The organism is Agarivorans sp. DSG3-1 (genome assembly GCF_046774965.1).
Classification (GTDB): Bacteria; Pseudomonadota; Gammaproteobacteria; order Enterobacterales; family Celerinatantimonadaceae; genus Agarivorans.
Window position 1 is genome coordinate 2,644,282 of sequence record NZ_CP177241.1, and the last position, 22,099, is coordinate 2,666,380.

Consider the following 22,099-nt stretch of genomic DNA (forward strand, 5'->3'; position numbering starts at 1 on the left):
CAATAACATGCTGCCACAGGCCGCAACCAGTAAACCTAGCGCCAGCAAGAACTGCAATTGAAGCTTAATACTCATCGGGTTCCTTAAATATGCATCAGTAGTAGCGTCATCATGCTACAAGCTTCCACCTCAAAACCATGAAACGCTTCACAGTTTGTTTTTTGAACAAACAGTTAAGTGTGAAAATCCTCGGTAGATCTCATTTATTTTGTGATTTTTTATTAGTTTGTTAACTAAATTGACACAATCGTTCAACATGCTGTTTTCTGCTGATATTTCGTTGGCTATTATGGCTTAACGTAAATCAACTTTTTAAATGACTTTTATGTAAATAGGAGTATGTGTTAATCGCATCAACTGCTATTGTTGCTAGGGTGATTGTCACTAATGGAGTGTTGTTTTTATTGATTAATTGGAAACAATAAACCCATTCAATAATCACCAGTGTTGCAAGCAAGGAATGCTTGTATAGGGCTTGAACGCAGTGCTAAATATGAGGCATGTAAGGGTGATTCCTTGCTGCTCATTATTCGCTATAAGGAGATCTGATGTCTATCAGTAGTCAATTAAATCAAGATTTGGGTCAGTTAATTATTTGTATCACTGGGCGCTTTGATTATTCACTGCACCGAGATTTTCGCGCTTGTTATGAAAATATATCAGTTGAAGGAGTGCAACTTATCCTTGATTTAAGTGCCGCTGATTATATGGATAGCTCAGCGCTTGGCATGATGTTGTTACTAAAAGAGCACGCCGAAAAGAGCCAAGCCTTGGCCTTAACCATACGTAAGCCATCGCCCGCTATTCTAAAAATATTAGAAATAGCCAACTTCGACAAATTGCTAAAAATAGAAAACTAGTGCACGAAGATCTTACGTTTAGTTTTCTAAACAAAGCCGTTAAAGGCACCGCCTTAGTGGTGGACGATACACGTATTAATCGCCTGTTGTTAGGCAAAATATTGGGCGACATAGGCTACCAAGTAGTACATGCTGAAAACGGTGAAGAAGCGGTTGAGGTATTTAAGCAGCAGCCAGTCGATATTGTTTTTATGGATATATTGATGCCGGTGATGGACGGTTATCAAGCCACTACCGAAATCAAAAAGCTTTGTGGCAGTAAGTTTGTCCCGGTATTGTTTGTTACCGCTCAGAATGAAGTGGACGCATTGGTTAAGTGCATAGCCAGCGGCGGGGATGACATTTTATTTAAGCCAGTCCACCAAGCAGTGCTAAAAGCCAAAGCCCTGGGTTTTGAGCGCACCAAAGCTATCTACAACGAAATAAGCCGATTACATAATCAACTGCAAGAAGAAGAAGAGCTGGCCGAGCGAGTATTTAGTAGCGCAGTGGCTAATTCTTACTGCGCAGATCGCGAGTTACTGGTGTCTTTAAATAGCGCATCTACTTTTTCAGGAGATGTTGTGCTGGCCGAATATCGACCGAACGGTGATATTCATCTGTTGTTAGGCGACTTTACCGGCCATGGTTTGCGTGCGGCTATTGGTGCCATGCCAGTGGCGGATATCTTCAGGGGTATGACGCGAAAGGGATACACTGCAGACGCTATTTTGCGGCAAATAAACAAACGGCTGCATCGATTGTTACCTACCGGAATGTTTATGGCGGGTACATTTGTTGAGGCATCGTTACAACAAAAGTCGCTTACTGTTTGGAATGGCGGCATGCCAGAACTACTTATCTACAATACTCAGCAGCAAGCAATGCGTGAACGTTTGATCTCTGAGTCACTGCCTCTTGGCATTCAAACTACAGTAGAGCTCAATCTAAAAACCATCCCATGGTTGCCTAACGACCACATCGTATTGCTTAGCGATGGCGTAACAGAAGCGGTGAACATAGAGGGAGAAATGTTTGGCGAGCAGCGCTTAGAAGCCGCCTTTAATAGCCGTAGCGGGCAACCTTCTTTTATCGCTTGTATTCAACAGCATTTGGAACGTTTTTGTAATGGGGCAGAGCAGTTAGACGACATCAGTATGGTGGAAATCCCTGATTTGCTTAATCGGCCTAACGCAGAAGCCGCCAGTACTTTTGCTGGTTCAAATCGGCCTAGAGGGAAGTGGCGCTGGCAACTTTGTTTAGACGTAAACAGCCTACAGCAGTTTACGCCAATCCCCTTGTTAATGACCACGCTGCAAGAACTCTCGGTTCATCAAACCGACCGAAATATTTTATTTACCATTGTGAGTGAGCTATTTAATAATGCCTTTGAGCACGGCGTACTTGGGCTTGAGTCTTCGATTAAAACCTCGGCTGAAGGTTTTGAAGAGTATTACCGCCAGCGTAAGCGCAGAGCTAAACAGTTAAGTGAAGGCTGGGTTAACATTACAATTGATTTTGATGGTCAAGCTAGTCGCCAATTTACTATTGAAGTCAGCGACAGTGGCAAAGGCTTTGATTTAAGCAAAACCGCCACAAACGATCCTGCACAGCAATATTCTGGGCGAGGGCTAAAATTGGTGGAATCCCTTTGCGAAAGCTTAGATGTCTTGGATAAAGGGACAAAGGTGAGCGTTATTTATCGCTGCCAACATTAAGCCAAATTTGAGTAATCCTCCGCTAATTGTTGGCTAATTGAGCAAGTGGCGCGTTTCTTAGGAAAAACGGTTGACACTATTCCGCTGGCTGCTTAGAATTCTGCTCGCTTTCAAGGCTTATTGTGTTGAAAGCAGTGTGATTTTGGGGCTATAGCTCAGCTGGGAGAGCGCTTGCATGGCATGCAAGAGGTCCGCGGTTCGATCCCGCGTAGCTCCACCAATTCACATCCCATACCGTATATCGGGGCTATAGCTCAGCTGGGAGAGCGCTTGCATGGCATGCAAGAGGTCCGCGGTTCGATCCCGCGTAGCTCCACCAAATTTCCTTTTTGTTATTCCTATGTAATGGTTTGCTCACACCTGTGAGGCATCTATTCACTCCCCCTTTGCTGTGATTATCCCCCACAAAACACTAAACTGTTTTTGTTGTTTACTCCACAGAGCAGTTCTTATGTTGTTAGCAAACTTTAGGTCTAAAACACTGTGTTTACTCGGCTTGCTTAGTATTGTTAGTTCAGTACAGGCAGAGCCACTGCCTACCCGCGATCATGCCGCTCAGGCTCTGGCTGCCAGTTATAACCTCCAATCGCCAAGCTTTGAAGATAAAGCGCTCGCCAGCCATGCCAGTGCGCAGGGCGATTTAGTTCACTATCTGCTTACTTTGCCCAATACCGCCTCAAATCAACAAGTTCAACAGCTTGCTGCCCAACTTAATAATGATATTTGCAAATATGACCAAGACGCTTTGTACCGAGGAGTAAGGGTTAAGCTAAGTATTAGCTCGGGAGACGGCTCGCTGCTTTACCAAAGCATTCAAAGTGATAAAAACTGCTCGCGTTTGCCTTATTAGGCGGAATGTTTAGGCTCTATTGGCTTCAACCAATAAGGGTGTATATTTAGTTTACCAATTATACGATTAGTTGATAGCTTGCGGTGTTATCGCTGAGCTTATCGTCTATCCTCTTGATAAGAAAAGTGTATTGAGGAGCTGAAAGTATGTCTTTTACAAATACCATCGAATCTATGTGTCCAATTGCCCGTGGGCCAGATCACCGTAACTCGCCGATACCTATGGAAGGGAAGTGGGTGAATGCGATTGAAGTCACCGACATTTCGGGGTTATCTAATGGTGTGGGTACTTGCGCGCCGCACCAAGGCGCCACCAAAGTATCCATCAATGTTAAAAACGGCATCATTGAAGAATGCTTGATTGAAACGGTGGGCTGTTCAGGCATGACACACTCCGCTGCTATGGCTTCGGAAATACTCACTGGCAAAACCATACTCGAAGCACTCAATACCGATTTAATTTGTGATGCCATAAATGTTGCCATGCGCGCAGTATTTGAAAACTTGGCTTATGGTCGCAGCCAAACCGCCTTCTCCGAAGGTGGTTTACCGGTGGGCGCTGGCCTAGACGATTTAGGCAAAGGTTTACGCTCGCAAGTGGGCACTGCTTACGGCACAAAAGCCAAAGGCGCGCGTTACCTAGAGCTAGCCGAAGGCTACGTAACCCGCATGGCCCTAGACGAAGACAATGAAATTATCGGTTACGAAATCGTGCAAATGGGCAAAATGATGAGTGCCATTGCCGACGGAACCGATGCAAACAAAGCCTTAGACGACAGTAAAACCCATTACGGTCGGTTTGAAGATGGTGTTCAATTTGTTGATCCAAGAAAAGTATAGGGAGCAAAATAATGGTCGAATTTGAAGGCATTGAGCGCCGTATCGAGCGGATTAATCAAGTATTAGCCCAGTACCAGATCGAATCTTTAGAAGCCGCTCATGCACTGTGTCAGGCTCGAGGTTTTGATCCACACGCCATTGTATTAGAAACCCAACCTATTGCCTTTGAGAACGCGGCCTGGGCCTATGTATTAGGTGCAGCGATTGCGATTAAGAAACAAGATAAAACTGCCGAGCAAGCCGCATTGTCGATTGGCGAAGGCCTGCAGGGTTTTTGTGTACCGGGTTCAGTGGCCGACCAACGAAAAGTGGGCTTAGGGCATGGGCAATTGGCCTCGCGGCTACTGTCCACTCAGTCTGATTGTTTTTGTTTTTTAGCCGGGCATGAATCTTACGCAGCAGCCGAAGGCGCAATTAAAATTTCGGAATACGCCAACCAAGTAAGAAGCAAACCGCTGCGCCTGATTCTAAATGGCTTAGGGAAAGACGCCGCCTACATGATTGCCCGTATGAACGGTTTTACCTATGTGCAAACTCAGTTTGACTACCAAACGGGTGAGCTGAATATCACCCGAGAAAAAGTGTTTGGTAAAGGCCACCGAGCCACTATCCGCTGCTATGGCACTGACGACGTGGTTGAAGGTGTGGCAGTAATGCATCACGAAGGCGTGGATATATCTATTACTGGTAACTCTACCAATGCAGCGCGTTTTCAGCACCCTGTAGCGGGCACTTATAAGAAAGAGCGTTTGTTATTAGGTAAAGAGTATTTCTCGGTAGCGTCGGGCGGCGGCACCGGCCGCACTATGCACCCCGACAACGTAGGCGCTGGCCCAGCCTCTTATGGCTTAACCGACACCATGGGGAGAATGCATTGTGATGCACAATTTGCGGGCTCTTCTTCAGTACCGGCGCATGTAGAGATGATGGGCTTAGTAGGCATGGGCAACAACCCTATGGTGGGTGCCAGTGTTGCGGTGAGTGTAGCGATTGAGCAAGCTCAATAGCGTTCAGTAATAGCTCTTTAACTCAAAAGCCGCTATATAGCGGCTTTTGTTGTTTTAAGAACGCTTGAATTACACGATAAGCTTAATAATGAAAGTGTACTTAGCGCTTGATGCCCCTAGTAGCTGCTAACAAGTTTTTGGACAAAACCTAGCCAGAACAACTGCTAATCAGAATTATAGGCAATAGGGCTCCTTTTCGACTAATTGTTGAAAAACTGTGATGATCTCTTTGTTGTTTTGGTCATCACGATTGTAGTTAGAAGGAAATTTACACCAACTGATTTCTAAGATAATGAAGCAACAAGTTTTTTCTACCGTTGTATAAAAAGATTATTTATGGGCAATAAACTCACAATAGTGTTCTCTGAATTTACAGCCTTCAATTTTTTCGATTTTTTTAAATCCTATATCTATTAGAATATTTTTGAAATCCTGTTCCAATATTAGGTGAGAGTATTTAGTGAAACTATATTTATCACCAGCAATAGTCATTTCCACTTCCCATTTTCTCTTATTGGTTTCCTTGTTGTGAGTTATTTTTTCATCAACACGTACAGGAAGACAATTGACTTGCTTTTCATTATGGTTGAGAACCATAGGAGCTTCAAAATCGAAGAACTTATCAGAAGGTATGTCGACATATAAGCAACCGCCATCTTTAATTGACCTATATATACCTTCTAAGGAGTTTATGATTTCATTAATGTCATCATCAGCTCTTGTGTTATCCCACATGTCAGAGTATATAATTGAATTCCCACGGCATAGAACTAAATCAAACAACTCAGGTAATTTACAGCCTAACTCCTGCCACTTTATTTTAAGAGGTGAAGTAGTTGTGTTCATGCTCTGGGAGTTCTTTGTAAACCTGTTCAGCATATTTTCGCATGCATCAGAACAAATAATGTTATATCCAGACTTTATTAACTCAATAACTCCAAATCCTGTTCCTACTGAGCAGTCTAAGATACTGCCATTCTTATATGGTTCTATTATCGGCTTAAGTGACTCTGTTAGTGAGCTCCTGCAAGATACAGCATCTAAATAGTAATCAATTTGAGCAGGAAAACTTAACGGTTGCATAGTGTATCCTCGCAATTGAACACATTACTCTTGGAACTAACCCACTGCTTCAGTATATTTCTATTAATTTTGCTGTTATGGCGGTTGTCGCTTGGTAACAGTGATGGATAAAAATACACTTGGCTTTTCATATAGCCAACTTCTTTTAATTTTTCTTTAAGTGATAATTCATTTGTGTGTTCACGCTCAGTTTCAGGTATAACGACACAAACTGAGTCAGTATCTTCCATGTATATGACCGCACTGGAAATGAGATCCCCATGTATATTTAAACATTGCTCTAAAGCGTCGGGATAAAATATTTTGTTTGGTGTATTAAAAACATACTTCTTCCTTGTCATAAACCAAGCCATACCATTTTCATCTATGTATCCTAAGTCTCCCATTTTATGCCAAGTGAAATCACTGCCATAAAGCTTGGTTTTTGATTTTAGTGTTATATCGGAACGACGAAAGTACTCAGTAGTTATGCGAGATCCAGAAACAACCAGTTCACCCACAGTGTTAGCTGGTAACGGTTTTGGGAGTGCTGACTCGTCATCTCTTCCTATTACTTGAATGTTTATGCCACTACATGACTTACCTAATGGAACACCAGCGTTAATGCTTGTTCTGTTTCTAGATAACTCTTTAAAATCTGTAAATTGGATTTGAGTTATTGGCAGCAATGCTTCAGTGCTGGCATAGGGAATATAGATTTCGCCGTTAGGTAAAAGGTCATCAAGCTTTTGCAGCATAATTAGGTTAAGGGATGCGCCGGCAGTTGAAATGATTTTGATGAACTCAAGTTTTTCTTGAGTTCTATTCAAGTGACTGATGACTCTGGCCCAAAAAGCAGGTGAAGCAAATATGTAATCACAGCCATGTGTTTTCATTTGAGAGAGAATGCTCTCTATAGGCATAAGATTGGGCTGAGTAGTGCGTGTGTGCGGGATTATGGCTGTCCGATTGTTGTATATACACGCAAGAGCCAAATATGGAAAAATAACAAATTCAGTATTAATTTGTTTATGAAACGCATTCAGTTCAATAGCCTGGGATTCAAGCTGCCCAACAGTCCATGGAACCCCTTTAGGCACCCCCGTGGTTCCAGTGGTGTAAAGCAACATGCAAGTAGTGTCACTTGATATTTCAATCTTGGGGATCTTTACTGATGATTGTTGCAATAAATTTTCAGGTGTAATTGTTGAAAAATCGGGGATATCTTTGGTGCTAATCCATAATGAAGGTTTTAGTTCATCTATACAGGTTACAAGGTTTTCCTTTTTTTGCTTTACGTCTACCAAGCTAGGAATTGCACCTAACGCGAAACAACCGTATAAAACACTGTAATACTCAAGTGAAGGAGGCAGTGATAAGACTATGTAGTCGTTCCTTCTAATACCTAATGAGTATAGCTTCTCAGCCATGTTGTAGGCTGAATCTAGTAGCTCTTCAGCTGATATTTCTTTTCCTGATTTTGAATCGATTAATACAATATCATTTACTGACTTAGCTCTTTTCTCTAACAATCTTAAAAAAATGTTCATATGTCACCTTGGGAAAGTAGTTTCAGATACCCTTATATAGATCTTATGTTGATAATAAAAGGATATTTAATGATTGATTTATTATTAACGGAGTTGCAAACTAGTTTGTTAGTTTGTTTTTAGTGGGTTGTTTATAGTTTAATTTCAAGTTTTCTTAGGATTTAAGTCATTACAACTAATAAATTAATCATTATTGAGGTATCAAACCAAAGTAGTTTTAGAGGGGACACGGTGGAAAGTGAGAAAAGGTAACAAGAACTAGTATGTGTTTCTCGATAGTCAGACTTAAACTTCCTTTATTCAAGGTTCTTAACTTATAGGCGGGTCATAACTCACAAGCGCCTAAATGACAGTTTTATAGATAAAGTTTCCGCAAAATGAACTTTGCTTCAGTCTATATGATAAAGCCTGAAGTATTCGGATACTGTTGATGACAAACATGATTAAAGCATTTATTACTCATCCTTGTATTTTGGCCTTTTGGTAAGCCTTAAAACCCAAGCCGATAACTCACATTGGGGCACAAACGAGTTAGAAGTCTTAGTTGAATACCTAATAAATTCATCCAATAAGCAGTTTCATTGCCGCGAATAAAATTAGCATTCTAATCGCCCAGGTCATTTGTTTGAGGTTTATCTTTTTAAGGATAAGAAAGCCTAAGGCGCAACCAACTAGCAGACTAGGCAGAGCACTTAAACTGGTTTTTGCTGTTTCTATGTTGAGCAAGCCAATGCTGATTAGCATAGGAACTTTGGCTACGTTAACTAAGCCTGCTACCCAGGCGCGGGTGCTTACGTAACTGGTTTTGCCTAGTTGTTGCTGCATCATATACAGGCTAATGATTGGACCGGCTGAATTGGCTGTCATGCTAATAAAACCGGCAAATATGCCTGCACCAGCCGCTACGTTTGGGTGTTTCATGCATTGTGATTTTCCCCTCTCCAAATATACGCTTAAGAAAAGCATTCCCAGTACTATGCCACCAATAGCGGTGGTAAATTTGCTGGGGTCTAGTTGAGATAACAAGGCGGCGCCCGCTGCGCAACCCACCACCATAAACGCTAATAAACGGAGCAGTATTCGCCATTTTATTTGAGTTCGATACACCGCCATGGTGAGCAAGTCGGTAAGTAAAAACATGGGAATAAGTATCGCTAAGGCTTGCCCGTCGGGGTAAGCAATTAACAGCAGGGGCAAAATTAAGGCGCCCATACCGCCGATAGAAAATTTAGATATGCCGGTCAGTAAGGCAACAATATGAAGAATAATTAGTGAGCTATCCACACAACCTCTACTACTTGTGAATGTGGGCGTAGGGTAACAAAATAGATGAACGTAAAATAATGACTTATTTATATTAACTTGATTGTTTTTATCTATCTAGATTAAGCTTGGATAAAGCGGTTTGTTAATAGGCTTACTAGATGAATCATGAACAGTTACGGGCATTTGTGGCAGTAGCCAGGTTAGGTAGTTTTAGGGCGGCGGCGTTGCACTTAAACAAAACCCAGCCCACGGTGAGTGCCTCGGTAAAAACCTTAGAGCAGCAGTTCTCTATTTTGCTGTTTAATCGCGACGCGTATCGGCCTAGCTTAACTGCAGAGGGCGAAGCTTTTCTTAGCAAAGCTAAAAGCTTACTTAAGCAGGCTAATGAGCTTGAGCTATTAGGGCATGAGTTAGCACAAGGTGCGGATCCTGTGCTTACCCTCACGTTAAGCCCTATGTGTTACTTGCCGCCCCTAGTGAGCCAAATTCAAGGCTTTGGGCAAAGCCACCGCAATATGCAGCTTACCTTGGGTACCGGGCATTTATCCGGCATTTTGGAGCCTTTATTAAAGCAACAATCTGATTTGGCGCTGGCGCCTAATATTGGATTAGATGGCCGTTTTGATTTTATTGAGGTGAGCCAAATCACCATGATAACGGTGGCGGCTAAGGGTTACATTGAGCAGGCTGGCGGCAGTATTAAACACAGTGAGTTACGGACTAAGCCACATATTTTGTTGGCCGATTCGGGCTCAGAACAGCCCTTGGATAACGTAAACGTTATTGCTGGTGGCCAGCGCTGGTTTGTGAATGATTATCACCTTAAAAAAGAGCTATTGCTGGCAGGGATGGGCTGGGCGCGTATTCCTGAACATATGATTAAACAAGAGTTGCAGCAAGGCTTGCTGGTGCCGCTTAAGGTTGAGCAGTTTGCCTCAAGCAGCCAAGTGCCTATTTACCTGATTAAGTTACGCGAGCGAGCGGATAAAGAGATTGTACGGGCTTTTTGGCAATCATTTAGCCAATAAAAAAGGGAGCGTTTGCTCCCTTTTGAAATTGTAGTGGTGTCTGCTTAGAGAACCATAGACAGAAACTGTTTTAGCCTTGGGTGGCTTGGGTTATCGAAGAAGTTCTCTGGAGACTCTTCTACCAATAGTTCACCGTCTTCCATAAACAATACGCGGTCGGCCACTTCACGGGCAAAGCCCATTTCGTGTGTTACCACTACCATGGTCATGCCGTCGGCGGCTAACCCTTTCATTACGTCTAGCACCTCGCCAACCATTTCAGGGTCAAGCGCCGATGTAGGCTCGTCAAACAACATAATGTTAGGTTGCATTGCCAATGCACGGGCAATCGCTACACGTTGCTGTTGGCCACCAGACAAGTGAGAAGGGTAGTTGGCCATTCGGTCAGCCAAGCCAACTTTTAGCATTAAGGCTTTGGCTTCATCTTCTACCTGCTGCTTGGGTCGTTTTGCCACTTTTAAAGGGGCAAGCATTACATTGCCCAAAGCTGTTTTGTGCGGGAACAGGTTAAAGTTTTGGAACACCATGCCTACTTCTTCGCGCAAGCTATTAATGTTGGTGTCTTTGGCGTACATATCGGTTCCGTCGATATGTACCGAACCACTGCTTACGGTTTCTAGCTGGTTAAGGGTGCGTAAAAAGGTTGATTTGCCAGAGCCTGATGGCCCAACAATCACCACCACTTCACCGCGGTTTACCGTGGCTGACACATCTTTAAGTGCGTGGCAGCCATTGGGGTAAATTTTGTTAACCTTTTTTGCAACGATCATGTCGTCGCCTTGATAATCTTTAGTCACTGGCAGCTAACCTCTTTTCTAAGCGTTGAATAGCCCAAGACAGGCTGCTGGTAAGTACTAGGTAAAGCAGGGCTACGGTAAACCACACTTCAAAGGGGGCAAAACTACCGCTAACTACCTCTCGACCAGCTTTGGTTAAGTCGGTGATTGAGATAACCGATACCAATGACGAGTCTTTAATCAAGTTAATAAACTGGCCAGCCATAGGCGGCAAGGTGCGCTTAAAGGCCTGCGGTAAAATCACGTTTACCATGGCTTGCGGGTAGTTCATGCCCAATGAGCGGGCGGCTTCCATTTGTCCTTTCGGAATTGACTGAATACCGGCTCGAATAATTTCTGCTACATAAGCGGCAGTGAATACCGACAAGGCAATAACACCTGCGGTAAAGCGCTCTAAATCGAATACCGTTCCAATGAAGAAATAAACAATGAAAATTTGCACCAGCAAGGGGGTGCCGCGAATAATTTCAATGTAGGTAATGGCTAGCTTACGCAGGGCTGGGTTGTCGGCGATGCGCATCAAACCAATCACTAAGCCAAGTAAAATGGCAAAAACCAATGAGAACAGTGAGATTTTTATAGTAACAATAAGACCTTGGGTAAGCGGGCCAATGCGCCATTGTTCTGAAGACGCAAGCTGGTCGCCCTCAAACACCAAGTCACCTTCGTACACTGTGATGTTTTCATAGTCGGTTAGATCGACCAGTAGGTCACCGGCGTCTGATACTAGCTGTAAGTGTCCGGCGGCATTGCTCACTATGCTGCCGTCTTGCGGGGCCGCCACGCTGGCTGCTTCGTTATTTACAATATAAGGAACCACACGTTGCCAGTTCCAGTTGTAGTCGATTTTTTCACCCGACAGGTAAATAAGGCCACACAGGCTAAGTAAAATGGCCACAAAAACGCCATTCCACAATATTTTGCTTGCTTGAGTTTGCATCTAAAGCTCTTTATCTATTATTGGTTTTTACTTTATGGGCGTGGTTAAGCACACCCATAAAGAAAAGTGGCTGTTAAGGCAGCCACTTGAGTCTTACTATTGAACTTGTTTTAACCAAGCATCATCTTTAAACCACTTGTCGTAAATGCGGTCGTAGGTGCCATCACCTTTAATTTGACGCAAGTAACCGTTCAAGAAGTTTAAGAAATCAGGATCGCCTTGGCGTACCGCCCAACCAAGAGGTTCAAAAGTGAACGGTTGGTCTAGGTGAGTAAGCTGACCTTGGTTTTCTGCTGCGTAAATAGCATTAAACGGTAAATCGTAGATGAAGGCATCGGCTTTGCCGTTGGTGACTTCAAGTACTGCTTCAGATTGGGTTTCAAACAAGTTTACTTTGGCTTTAGGAATGTAACGCTTAATTGCGCCTTCACCGGTAGTACCTAGTTTAGTTACCACAGTGTATTGGTCGCTGTTTAAGTCACGGTAGCTAGTGACTTTGCCTTCTAATTTAGGGCTAAGTAGGATTGATTGGCCAATAACTACGTATGGGTCGGCAAAGTTAACTTGCATGTTACGTTGTGGCGTAATGGTCATGCCGCCCATAATAAGGTGACATTTACCGGTTAGCAGAGTAGGGATGATACCGTCCCAAGCGGTGTTTACAGGTACGTATTTAACACCCATAGCACGCGCCATTTGCTTGCCTAGGTCGATATCAAAACCAATAAACTGGCCGTTTTTGGCTTTCATTTCGAACGGCATGTAGCCAGCATCAAAACAGGCACGTAACTCACCTGATTCAGAAATTTCTTGTAGCAATGTTTGCTGAGCAAATGCTGCACTTGATAATAGTGCAACTGCGGCAATTGCAGATTGAATGACACGTTTCATAATGGTCCTTGTTGTGTTTTTAATTAATTATTTTTATTGAGTTCATGTTCTGATCTATCCGTGTAAAACAGCCTGAACTCTCAGTGTTTCAGGGAAGTTATAGCAGAATACGCTAATGATGAATAGCGAGGTTTTAACTCCAAGTTGCTGTAAATACTTTACAGTTTCACTAGTTACTTGGCCGCTTAGCCGTCTAAACGCCCGTATTTTAAGGCTTTGCGAAGATTTTGTTCGGTAAGCAAGTAACGACAAAAGGCGAAAAAGAAACATGTAACTTTTTCTAGAATGTTTTCTGTTTGCTTAAATTAAAGCCAGTTTGGTTAAAAGCTATGCTATTGGCTGAACACGATAAGCTCGTTCGGCTACGTCATTTTTTGACCCGCTAGCACCGAATAACGCCCTTAGTGGCTAAACTTTTTGCTTTGTTATCTTGCGGTTTTTAAAGCCAGCCTCCATGCTGTGAGAAAATATAAACTCTTGTACGGAAACAGGAATGGCCGATAGTTTTTTATTGTTTGAGCCCGACGCCACGGAACTGGTGAGCCAAAAGATACAGCCCTTGTTTGAGTCTGTAGTGCTACCCAAATCTTGGGATTGTAATGAACCGCCGGAGTGGGAAGCGGGCAGCTTTGTATATTGCTATTTAAGCGATAAAGACTTAAGCCAAGTGATTGATTTAGCCAGCCGCCGCCAATGGGTGGTGGCAATTCTGCCTCATCCTAAAGCGAGTCACGCCAAGCGTGCGTTTAGTTTAGCCAATAGCCTAGATAAAGCGGTTCAGCATGCTCAGCAGGCAGAGGTGGTGCAAATAGACCTACTGCGCTGTAATCAAGAGGTGGTGCTTAACCATCTTGTGGTGGGACATAGCTTTAACCTGCGACCTGGCGGCCACAACGCGTCTTGGCGTCAGCGAATGTTGCAAACTTGGCAAAACATTAGAAAAATAGGCCAAATAAAACCGCAGAAACTGACCATTACAACCGCAAGCGAAACGTGTTTAGAAACCTCGTTGGTTGGCTTAGTGCTTATAGAGCACGCCCATGGCTCTATGTTATCCAAGCAAATACTCACCGATACCCACTGCAACGACGGCATGTTAGAAAGCATGTTAATTGCGCCGCGCAGTATTATGGAAATGTTTCGGTTTTTACTGCTGGCCATGTTTGGCCGAGTGATTAGGAAACCACGCTTTCTTAGCTTGATTAAATCCAAGGCCATTACCATTAGCAAAGAGCAAGAAATGGTGTATTGGCATGACGGCATAGAAAAAACTGCCAAAGCGCTAACCGTAGAATGCGAGCATAAAGCCTTAAGCGTTTTGCCAGCTGCAGATATGGTGTGCCAAGAGAATGTAGTCGCGGTAAAAGAAAGCCGCAAGATAAGCCACTTGCCAGAGGGCGAGGCGATTAATGCTTTAGCAGCAAGGCCTTTACCATGGATAGCCCACGCCGCCACCGACGAATTTAGGGAGCTGTATCAATTGTTGCGTGATAACGCCACTACCTCGCCGGCGTTTGTTACCTTAATGGTGTTATCAACCTTACTTGCCACCATTGGTTTGTATGCCAGCTCTGCACCTGTGATTATTGGCGCGATGATACTCGCGCCACTAATGGCGCCAATTATTTCTTTATCAATGGGCCTAACTCGGCAAGACCCCAGTTTAACCACCGCTAGCTTGGGCACTTTAATTACTGGTTTATGTGTCGCCTTGGGTTTTGCTGCTAGTGCCAGTTTTATTATTCCCATGGAAGTGGTGACTCCTGAAATTGCGGCGCGCCTTAGCCCTAATTTGCTGGATTTAGGAGTGGCAATTATCTCCGGTATCGCTGGCGCTTATGCCCATGCGCGTATCGACGCGGCCAAAAGCTTGGCTGGTGTGGCGATTGCCGTAGCGCTGGTACCGCCACTTGCGGTTGCTGGTATTGGTTTGGGTTGGTTAGATGCATCGGTAGCCTCTGGCGCATTATTACTGTTTCTTACCAACTTGGCGGGCATTGTATTTTCGGCGGCTTTAACCTTTTTAGCCTTAGGTTATGCACCGTTTACTCGGGCTAAGAAGGGCCTTACCATTGCGTTGGCTGCAGTGGTGTTGGTGAGTGTGCCATTGGTGTTTAGTTTTAATCGGCTGTCAGAAGAAGCCCAAATCGTGCAACGCTTGCAGGGTAAAACCTTTAATGAGGTACTACTTAGAACGGTACGCGCCCAAAGCACCAAACCACTCACTTTACATGTGCAATTGGTTAGCGCTAAAGCCTTGAGCGACCAGCAATTAGACTTGCTTAAAGACAGTATTCAAACCGAATTGAAGCGGCCTTTTGATTTAGAGGCCTCTATCATTATTCGGCGCTAGCATTTGCAGATACAGTCATTGCTTTTGTTGCCAATGACCTCTAAGGTGGCGCGGTTGGTTAATGCTCCCGTTTCCAATCGGCTATGGCTTGGATATGTTCTGGGTGAATACCGCAACAGCCGCCAATGATGGTGGCGCCTAGTTCATGCCATTGCTTTGCGAAAACCAAGTACTCTTCGGCCGATAATTCTTTAGTTTGATAGAGTGAATTATTGGCTTTGTGGCCTGGTTTGATAGGACCAAAGCTATTGGCGTAAGCACCTATTTCAAGCGGTGTTTCAAGTTTGGTGCTGAGCTCTTTTGCTAGCTTAATCGCTTGCCCCATGACTTCTGGGATGGAGCAATTAAACAAAATACCCTCTCCACCATAAGAGCAAACTTGTTCCACTGCTTCTGATACCGATTCGCCAGACCTTAGCATTGCTTTGCCATTGGGGCTGTCTTGTAGGGTAAACGCATAATACTTTTTCTTGGGGCTAAGGCTAAGTGCCTGCTGAATGGCGCCGAGTTCTTCTAGGCTAGAGATAGTTTCGGCCAACCATAAATCAACGTAGGGTTCTTGAGATTGCACTAGTGTTTCGAGAATGCCTTTGGCTTTGTTTGAGTCAAATAGATCAGGTCGGTAGCTACCCAGTACCGGAGGGATGGCGCCGGCAACGGCGATAGAGCGGTTAGTGGTTGCTAATTCATCTTTGGCCACCGCGTTTGCAATAACGGCGGCTTGCTGCGCGAGTTCGGCTCCTTTGCTTTGATACAACGTTTCACCAAGGTGAAAAGGGACACAGGCGTAACTATTTACCGTAATGATTTCGGCTCCGGTATCAATAAAGTTCTGGTGGGCTTTTCGCACCAACGAAGGCGATTCAATTAGGGCCTGCGCACTCCACAGCGGTTGGGAAAAGGGCGCTCCCATTCTCTTTAGCTCGCGGCCCATTCCACCGTCTAAAACCACAAATTGTTTTTTCATTATGTACACCATTACTCACCGGCAACTACTTTGGATATCATGAATGAGTTGAGCTCAAAGTAAATCTTAAAACAGTGAAATTTATTCATATTTGGAAAAGCACTATCGCTGAGTGATTCTGGTTGGTAGTTGAGAGTTGCTTAGTTGAAAATGTAGTTACTTTTGCTGGGCAACTTAATACTTACTTAAGGTTTGTATGATCTTTTTCTATAAATGCAGCGGTACCATTTGTCGCCAGTAGCGTCCGCGGTGGGCGCGGCCATCCCATTCAATCATTTGGTGAGATAAACCTTTGTGATTAAGAATGTGGCTTAAGGCATGATTGTTTTGTAGAAAGGGATCTTGCTTGCCAATAATAAACAGCAAATCTGTATTGGATAGCGCGTTTAGGCGCTGCTGGCAGTGCATGTTCATTAGGTAGTGAGTAGGGGTATGAAAGTACACTTTGTCGTTGTAGAAACCATCGAATAAATCTGAGAACGATTCAACTTGCCAAGTTAGGTCAAAACGCCCAGAAAAGGCGGCAAGTTTGTTAAATAGGTGAGGGTGGCGGAATACAATGTTGGCCGCATGAAAAGCACCTAATGAACAACCGTGGGAAATGGTGCAGGGATGATCATTCTTTTGCGCCATTAAGGGTAATACTTCGCGCAGTATGTAATCTTCGTATTGCTGGTGGCGCTCTATTCGCCCAGCTGGGTGTGCCCAAAAACAATAAATACTTTCTATGTCGATGCTGTCTACACAATACAGTTGCAGCTGGCCGGCGTTAATTTTGTGAGCAATGGCGTTTACTAAGCCCAAGTTTTCGTATTCGTAAAAGCGCCCGCCACGAGTCGGAAACACCAGTACTTTAGCACCAGTATGCCCAAATACCAGTAACTCCATATCGCGCTGTAAATTAGGGCTCCACCACCGATGATATTCACGATTCATGTTTATGCGAGCTCTGCAAAGTAGGCGGATAATTGTTGATTGAGTTGTTGCTGTTGGGTCTGTTTTTCTGGGTAATCAAAGTGTCCAGCGCTAAGCACAAACAGCTGTTTAGGTTGGGGGGCTTGATTGTAAGCGGTAAACTGCCCTGGAGGGGCAACATGAGGATCAAATAAGGCCAGCGCCCAATGACTAGGGCAACGCAGATAGGTAGCGGCAGTAGCAGAGTCAAAATATCTGAGCGTGCTAAGGGCTAGTTTAGGTTGCTGCTGATAAAAACTAGCCAATGCTGCACCGCTGCCTAATGTGGGCAACTTTAGGCGCAGAGGAACATTGCCAAAAGTAGGAACATGAAAATGTGCCCGTTGGATGCGTGAATCAAAAGCGCTAGCAAAAATACCTAAACCGCCGCCAAAGCTGCTGCCGATTAAACCTAGTTTGCGGTTAACTTGAGGGAACAAATCCAGTAAGGCACTTACGCCACACCATAAATCTTGTACGCAGCCACCAATAACGTAGCGCTGCTTGTCTTGAATGTTGTGTAACACATGCCACATGGGGTTGTCGGATATAGGGGGTTTAGGGCTTAATCCTATTCCGCGAGAGCAGGGCATTAAGACCGCGGTGTTATTGAGGGTAATTGCACAATCAACTTGCTCTATGCCGCCATAGCCATGTGCGCTAATAATGGCTGAATCTACCACTCCGCTGCTGGGTAGCAATAACCACGCTCCACAGCGAAGGTGTTTAGTCGAGTTGTAAAAGCACTTGAAGATACGCCAGTTGTTTACCGTTTTATGGCTATTCTCAATGGAAACATGGCTCTTTATTTGGAGAGCTTGTTGGTATTTACCTTGCCAAAAGCCCTTAAAACCGCGCGGTTTATCGTTTGGGTGCAGTGCTTTAAGCTGAACGAGCTTGTACCCATAATCAGGTTCAAATTCAAAATTATGCTTAAGTTTACAGGGCATAAAGAGGCTACCAATAAGCTAGGTTTATGAAAACTATAGCCCTTTTTTGTTACAGATTTCTAAAGCGAAGCATTTAGCCTGTGAACGATTGATGGTTAAGCAAATGAAAGGCTTAGGTGCATATTCAGGTCAACCCTAAAAATCAAAAGCGACTATTTGCTTAATCTATAGTGACCCTAGGCCCCATAGCGGTTTAGAATTATTGCTATTGATGCTAGTTATCTAGTGATGATTTCCAATAAAGGATGAAAGTTTTGGTTGAAGATTTTTCTTCTATTTGGCAACGAGCTGCCGAGCGCAAAGGCGGCGATACCGCCTTACAACACTTACTTACCACCCCATTAAGTCGCGAACATTTAGCCGGCATTAGCGATGACCGTTGGCTATCGGCTTTTACTAAAACTATTTTTCAATCGGGTTTTGTATGGCGGGTAGTAGAAAACAAATGGCCAGACTTTGAACGTGCATTTTTTGATTTTGAACCCGAGAAAATGCTAATGCTGGATGATAGCCATATTGAACGCTTATGTAATGATGCGTCGATTATTCGTAATCGGCAAAAAATTATTACCGTGCCACAGAATGCCCAAATGATTTTGGATATGGCTAGCGAACACGGCAGCTTTGCTAAATTTATTGCCCAGTGGCCCACAGATGACATTGTAGGTTTGTGGCTGTTTCTCAAAAAACATGGTGCTCGCTTAGGCGGTAACTCTGCGTCTTATGCCTTACGTCGCATGGGTAAAGATACCTTTATTTTGTCTGGTGATGTGGTGGCTTATTTAGTTAACCGTGGCGTGGTGACTAAAGCGCCTACTAGCATTAAAGGTTTGAAAGCGGTGCAGCAAGTGTTTAATAGCTGGCAGCAACAAAGTGGTATGCCATTAGCTGCCATTAGCCAAACGGTTGCTTACTCTATTGGTGAAAATAACCTTTAGTTACCGCTTTATGGGTTTCGCTGACAAAAACGGCACAAACTAAGCCGAACTACTCTCTGGGTTATGAGTCTACTGTTTTTTAAGCTTAGGTAGGCTAAACAGGGATGAGTAAGCGAGGGAGGCCATTTCCAATATGGGCCTTAGTCATTTCGATAAGTGCGCATTGTGGATTGTTTTATTGGCTGCTCAGCGATTTGTACCAGCCACATAAGCCACTAAAGAAAAAGGCTGGTGCTAGCTTGATTCAGGCGAGCTTAGTGCTTGACCCCATTAAACCGGCGCTTTCACCTGACCCCTTCTCAGAAGTGCCAGAACAACAATCACATAAGCGACAATCACCTAGGCAACTAGCGCTTGAGAACCCGGTAATTCAGCCAGCTGAAACCATTGAAACAAGCGCCGCACCAGAAAGTAGTCAATCTTTAGAAAGTCGTAAATTATCAAAAAATGGAATTGCGCTTAGTCACGACCTCACCCGGTTAGACAGTTATAGTAAGCTTACTCAGTCTCAGAGTGTGATTGCTGAAAACACTAATAGTCAGCCGCAGTTAAATGCTAAGGCCAGCAGCAGTGAAACTTTGCAGCAACAGGAACAATCTGTACAACCGGTGGAAGCGCGTTCGGCGGCTTCGTATTTAAAGGTTTATCAACAGCAACAACTACACCAGTTAGCTAAGCAGCAGGCGAGTCGTTATCAGCAACAAAAGCGTACACCGGCAAAACGAAAGTCTCCGCTTGTAAAGCGTGAGCTAACAGAAAATGAGATATTTAAAGCCAACGTGGCGGTAAAAGTTGATTGTAGTCATTCGGCAAAACAGGCTGTAAGCATTGCTGCCGGTTTATTTGGAGGAACGATTCGTTGTGAATCATCGCCTCAACTCGATGCGTATTTAGCTGAGCGGCGTCGGCAGTTGTTTGCAGACGAAGGGCAGATTGAACCACTACGCTCGGTAGTGGTTGAGTAGTCGCTGAGTCATCAATTAGCTGCGCAGCAAAATCTCTTTAAATGCATGGCTTAAGTCTTTATAGCGAAAATTAAAGCCTTCGTTGCCTAAGCGCTTCGGCAATACTTTTTGCCCACCAGTGATAAGTGTGGCCATATCGCCCAAAGCGGTGTTTAGTAACCAAGCGGGAGTACGTAATACACAAGGTCGCTTGAGTTGTTTAGCTAGCGCGACACTAAACTCGTGATTGCTGACGGGATTGGGAGCGGTAAGATTGTATGCGCCTTGGCATTCTTTATTGTTTAGCAGAAAGATTATGGCATCAACCATGTCGCTAATGTGGATCCAAGACATTTGCTGTTGGCCGCCAGCGATTGGTCCGCCTAAACCTAAACGAAATGCAGGTAACATTTTGGCTAATGCGCCGCCTTCTATGCCGATCACAATGCCGGTTCGTAGCAAACATACTCGCGTATTTTCGCTGGCTGCTTTTAAAGCGGTTTGCTCCCAAGTTTTACACACCGTATGCGGAAACGAATCATCTTCAATAATGCTGGCTTCGTCTACAGCTTCTTGGCCTTGCTCACCGTAATAGCCAATAGCACTGCCGCTAATAAAGGTATGTGGCGGGTGACTGCTGTTAGCAAACTTTTCACTAAGCTGCTCGGTCAGCTGCCAACGGCTATCACAAATACGTTTTTTTTGAGGCTCGCTCCAGCGTTTATTGGCAATGGGCTCACCTGCTAGGTTAATCACCGCATCGTACTCATCAAGGTTATCTAAGGCATCAAGTGAAGGAATAGCCAATAGATTGTGGCCAAGCTTTTGATAAGCCTTGATGGGGTTACGTGACAACACTGTGAGTTCGTGACTAAATTGTAAGTGTTTGACTAGGCGACTACCGATAAACCCGGTTCCGCCTGTGAGTAAAATTTTCATTAGGGTACGCAGTCCTTGTTAGGGCAAGTCGTGTTACTCTTTGATTTAGTTAACAATAGCAGAGTTTTTAAGGATGGGAAGCTAGATGGCAACTGTTTTGATCACTGGCGTAGGGCGGCGTTTAGGCTTTTTTCTTGCGCATCAGTTTCTTGGCTTAGGTTATCAGGTTATTGGTCAATATCGTAGTGAGAGGCCAGAGTTAGCTGAATTACGCAATAAAGGTGTGCGGCTTATTCAGGCTGATTTTAGCCAGCGAACGCAATTGCTTGATTTTATTGACGCAGTTAAACAACAGTGTGATTGCTTAGAGGTGTTAATTCACAATGCTTCTTTGTTTATTAGAGACGACCCTTGCCATAGTGCCTTAGAACAGGCTGAGTTTTTTGACGCGATGTATGCGGTTCATATGCTAGCGCCAACCTTGATTAATGAAGCGCTTTATCCAGCGTTAAAACAAGCCAAGGGGAATGTGGTAGCAATGACAGATATATATGCTGAGCAACCCCATAAGGCGTTTCGTTCTTATTGTGCGTCTAAAGCGGGCTTGGCTAATTTGGTAAAATCTTATGCCAGCCATTGGGCTCCAGAGGTGAGAGTGAATGCGATTGAGCCGGGCCCGATGTTATTTTTGGATGAACATGAACAACAGCATCGAGACAAGGTGTTGGCACAAACACCGTTAGCTAAAGAAGGTGGTTTAATGCCAGTGTGGCAATCCATAGAACTGCTCATCAATAATGACTATTTAACGGGTTGTTCAATTAAAGTTGATGGTGGTAGGTCTCTCACCCAGTGGTAAAACAAGCCCGTTAGTGAGTTCGATAGTTAGGCTCAAGCTATCTGGTAGGGTATTGGGCGCGCTAGCAAATAGTTGCTGTTGTAGCGTTGCTAAAAATGCATCTACGGGGGTATTACTTAAGGTTGCAAGGGTATGGCAAGGGCCAAATAAATCGATATCTAAACTACGGTCTTTGCTGCTTGATAAAGGGTCATTGCGATTTCTGCCGTGCCTAGCCTCTAATTGATTAAAAAACTGTTTTAACTGGGCTGATGATTGCTCTGACTGAAACCAAGCCAGTGCATTAACAAACTTATTGGGTGTATCTAGTTCCATGGGCGTGGTTTCAATAAACGCGCTAAAGGTCATTATTTGTAGGCGATCGCCTAATTCTTGCACCGCTTTAGGCAAGTGAATTAATGGCTCGATATTGCTTCCAAGACTACAAAGATAATACATCTGCCACTCGCTCCTCGTTATTGAGTTTTA

Annotated in this window: 21 protein-coding genes and 2 tRNA genes; 12 read left to right on the forward strand and 11 right to left on the reverse strand. The window is 44.1% G+C overall.

The window, feature by feature from the left end:
• Window positions 1-548: 548 nt before the first annotated feature.
• From ACLD71_RS12355 to ACLD71_RS12385, 7 genes are all read left to right on the forward strand, one after another.
• Window positions 549-860, forward strand: coding sequence for an STAS domain-containing protein (locus ACLD71_RS12355; protein ID WP_137674979.1), 312 nt, complete (start codon window positions 549-551; stop codon window positions 858-860).
• Window positions 860-2,557, forward strand: coding sequence for a SpoIIE family protein phosphatase (locus tag ACLD71_RS12360; protein WP_411990887.1), 1,698 nt, complete (start codon window positions 860-862; stop codon window positions 2,555-2,557). The genes ACLD71_RS12355 and ACLD71_RS12360 overlap by 1 nt, the downstream gene beginning before the upstream one ends.
• 144 nt (window positions 2,558-2,701) lie before the next feature.
• Window positions 2,702-2,777, forward strand: a tRNA-Ala gene (locus ACLD71_RS12365).
• Window positions 2,778-2,800: 23 nt separating this feature from the next.
• Window positions 2,801-2,876 (forward strand) — tRNA-Ala (locus ACLD71_RS12370).
• Window positions 2,877-3,008: 132 nt separating this feature from the next.
• Complete coding sequence (locus ACLD71_RS12375; RefSeq protein ID WP_411990888.1) at window positions 3,009-3,407, forward strand: hypothetical protein; 399 nt, start codon at window positions 3,009-3,011, stop codon at window positions 3,405-3,407.
• 146 nt (window positions 3,408-3,553) lie between these two features.
• On the forward strand, window positions 3,554-4,246 hold the full coding sequence (locus ACLD71_RS12380; RefSeq protein ID WP_137674982.1) for an iron-sulfur cluster assembly scaffold protein: 693 nt from the start codon (window positions 3,554-3,556) through the stop codon (window positions 4,244-4,246).
• An 11-nt stretch (window positions 4,247-4,257) separates the two neighbouring features.
• A complete protein-coding gene (locus ACLD71_RS12385) occupies window positions 4,258-5,253 on the forward strand; it encodes a GGGtGRT protein (protein ID WP_137674983.1) in 996 nt (331 codons plus the stop codon).
• A 330-nt stretch (window positions 5,254-5,583) separates the two neighbouring features.
• On the opposite strand, the gene ACLD71_RS12390 is transcribed toward ACLD71_RS12385, so the two are convergent.
• The 3 genes from ACLD71_RS12390 to ACLD71_RS12400 form a co-directional block, all read right to left on the reverse strand.
• On the reverse strand, window positions 5,584-6,336 hold the full coding sequence (locus ACLD71_RS12390) for a hypothetical protein (RefSeq protein WP_411990889.1): 753 nt from the start codon (window positions 6,334-6,336) through the stop codon (window positions 5,584-5,586).
• Window positions 6,324-7,865: an AMP-binding protein gene (locus ACLD71_RS12395; protein WP_411990890.1), complete on the reverse strand. Its 1,542-nt coding sequence runs from the start codon at window positions 7,863-7,865 to the stop codon at window positions 6,324-6,326. Before ACLD71_RS12395 ends, ACLD71_RS12390 begins: the two co-directional genes overlap by 13 nt.
• Window positions 7,866-8,426: 561 nt before the next feature.
• Window positions 8,427-9,149: a TSUP family transporter gene (locus ACLD71_RS12400; RefSeq protein ID WP_411990891.1), complete on the reverse strand. Its 723-nt coding sequence runs from the start codon at window positions 9,147-9,149 to the stop codon at window positions 8,427-8,429.
• A gap of 140 nt (window positions 9,150-9,289) precedes the next feature.
• Here ACLD71_RS12400 and ACLD71_RS12405 point away from each other — a divergent pair, with 140 nt between their 5' ends.
• A complete protein-coding gene (locus ACLD71_RS12405) occupies window positions 9,290-10,159 on the forward strand; it encodes a LysR family transcriptional regulator (RefSeq protein ID WP_411990892.1) in 870 nt (289 codons plus the stop codon).
• Window positions 10,160-10,203: 44 nt separating this feature from the next.
• On the opposite strand, the gene ACLD71_RS12410 is transcribed toward ACLD71_RS12405, so the two are convergent.
• From ACLD71_RS12410 to ACLD71_RS12420, 3 genes are all read right to left on the reverse strand, one after another.
• Entirely contained in the window at window positions 10,204-10,929 is a 726-nt protein-coding gene (locus ACLD71_RS12410) for an amino acid ABC transporter ATP-binding protein (RefSeq protein ID WP_154675882.1), read from the reverse strand.
• A 19-nt stretch (window positions 10,930-10,948) separates the two neighbouring features.
• A complete protein-coding gene (locus ACLD71_RS12415; protein ID WP_411990893.1) occupies window positions 10,949-11,896 on the reverse strand; it encodes an amino acid ABC transporter permease in 948 nt (315 codons plus the stop codon).
• A gap of 96 nt (window positions 11,897-11,992) precedes the next feature.
• Window positions 11,993-12,787, reverse strand: a complete 795-nt coding sequence (locus ACLD71_RS12420; RefSeq protein ID WP_137674990.1) for a transporter substrate-binding domain-containing protein — start codon at window positions 12,785-12,787, stop codon at window positions 11,993-11,995.
• Window positions 12,788-13,280: 493 nt separating this feature from the next.
• Here ACLD71_RS12420 and ACLD71_RS12425 point away from each other — a divergent pair, with 493 nt between their 5' ends.
• Entirely contained in the window at window positions 13,281-15,140 is a 1,860-nt protein-coding gene (locus ACLD71_RS12425) for a TIGR00341 family protein (protein WP_411990894.1), read from the forward strand.
• Window positions 15,141-15,198: 58 nt separating this feature from the next.
• On the opposite strand, the gene ACLD71_RS12430 is transcribed toward ACLD71_RS12425, so the two are convergent.
• The 3 genes from ACLD71_RS12430 to ACLD71_RS12440 form a co-directional block, all read right to left on the reverse strand.
• Complete coding sequence (locus ACLD71_RS12430) at window positions 15,199-16,107, reverse strand: homocysteine S-methyltransferase family protein (RefSeq protein WP_411990895.1); 909 nt, start codon at window positions 16,105-16,107, stop codon at window positions 15,199-15,201.
• A 207-nt stretch (window positions 16,108-16,314) separates the two neighbouring features.
• A complete protein-coding gene (locus ACLD71_RS12435; RefSeq protein WP_411990896.1) occupies window positions 16,315-17,043 on the reverse strand; it encodes an esterase family protein in 729 nt (242 codons plus the stop codon).
• 2 nt (window positions 17,044-17,045) lie between these two features.
• Entirely contained in the window at window positions 17,046-18,011 is a 966-nt protein-coding gene (locus ACLD71_RS12440) for an acetylxylan esterase (RefSeq protein WP_411990897.1), read from the reverse strand.
• 245 nt (window positions 18,012-18,256) lie between these two features.
• Between ACLD71_RS12440 and ACLD71_RS12445 the strand changes: the two genes are divergently transcribed.
• Both ACLD71_RS12445 and ACLD71_RS12450 read left to right on the forward strand, forming a co-directional pair.
• Window positions 18,257-18,949, forward strand: coding sequence for a DNA-3-methyladenine glycosylase I (locus ACLD71_RS12445; protein ID WP_411990898.1), 693 nt, complete (start codon window positions 18,257-18,259; stop codon window positions 18,947-18,949).
• A gap of 104 nt (window positions 18,950-19,053) precedes the next feature.
• Window positions 19,054-19,914 (forward strand): hypothetical protein, encoded by an 861-nt coding sequence (locus tag ACLD71_RS12450; protein WP_411990899.1) that lies wholly within the window; start codon window positions 19,054-19,056, stop codon window positions 19,912-19,914.
• 15 nt (window positions 19,915-19,929) lie between these two features.
• On the opposite strand, the gene ACLD71_RS12455 is transcribed toward ACLD71_RS12450, so the two are convergent.
• Entirely contained in the window at window positions 19,930-20,832 is a 903-nt protein-coding gene (locus ACLD71_RS12455) for a TIGR01777 family oxidoreductase (RefSeq protein ID WP_411990900.1), read from the reverse strand.
• An 85-nt stretch (window positions 20,833-20,917) separates the two neighbouring features.
• Between ACLD71_RS12455 and ACLD71_RS12460 the strand changes: the two genes are divergently transcribed.
• Window positions 20,918-21,631, forward strand: a complete 714-nt coding sequence (locus ACLD71_RS12460) for an SDR family NAD(P)-dependent oxidoreductase (protein ID WP_411990901.1) — start codon at window positions 20,918-20,920, stop codon at window positions 21,629-21,631.
• On the opposite strand, the gene ACLD71_RS12465 is transcribed toward ACLD71_RS12460, so the two are convergent.
• Complete coding sequence (locus tag ACLD71_RS12465; RefSeq protein ID WP_411990902.1) at window positions 21,590-22,069, reverse strand: 2-amino-4-hydroxy-6-hydroxymethyldihydropteridine diphosphokinase; 480 nt, start codon at window positions 22,067-22,069, stop codon at window positions 21,590-21,592. The genes ACLD71_RS12460 and ACLD71_RS12465 overlap by 42 nt on opposite strands.
• Between the last annotated feature and the right edge of the window lie 30 nt (window positions 22,070-22,099).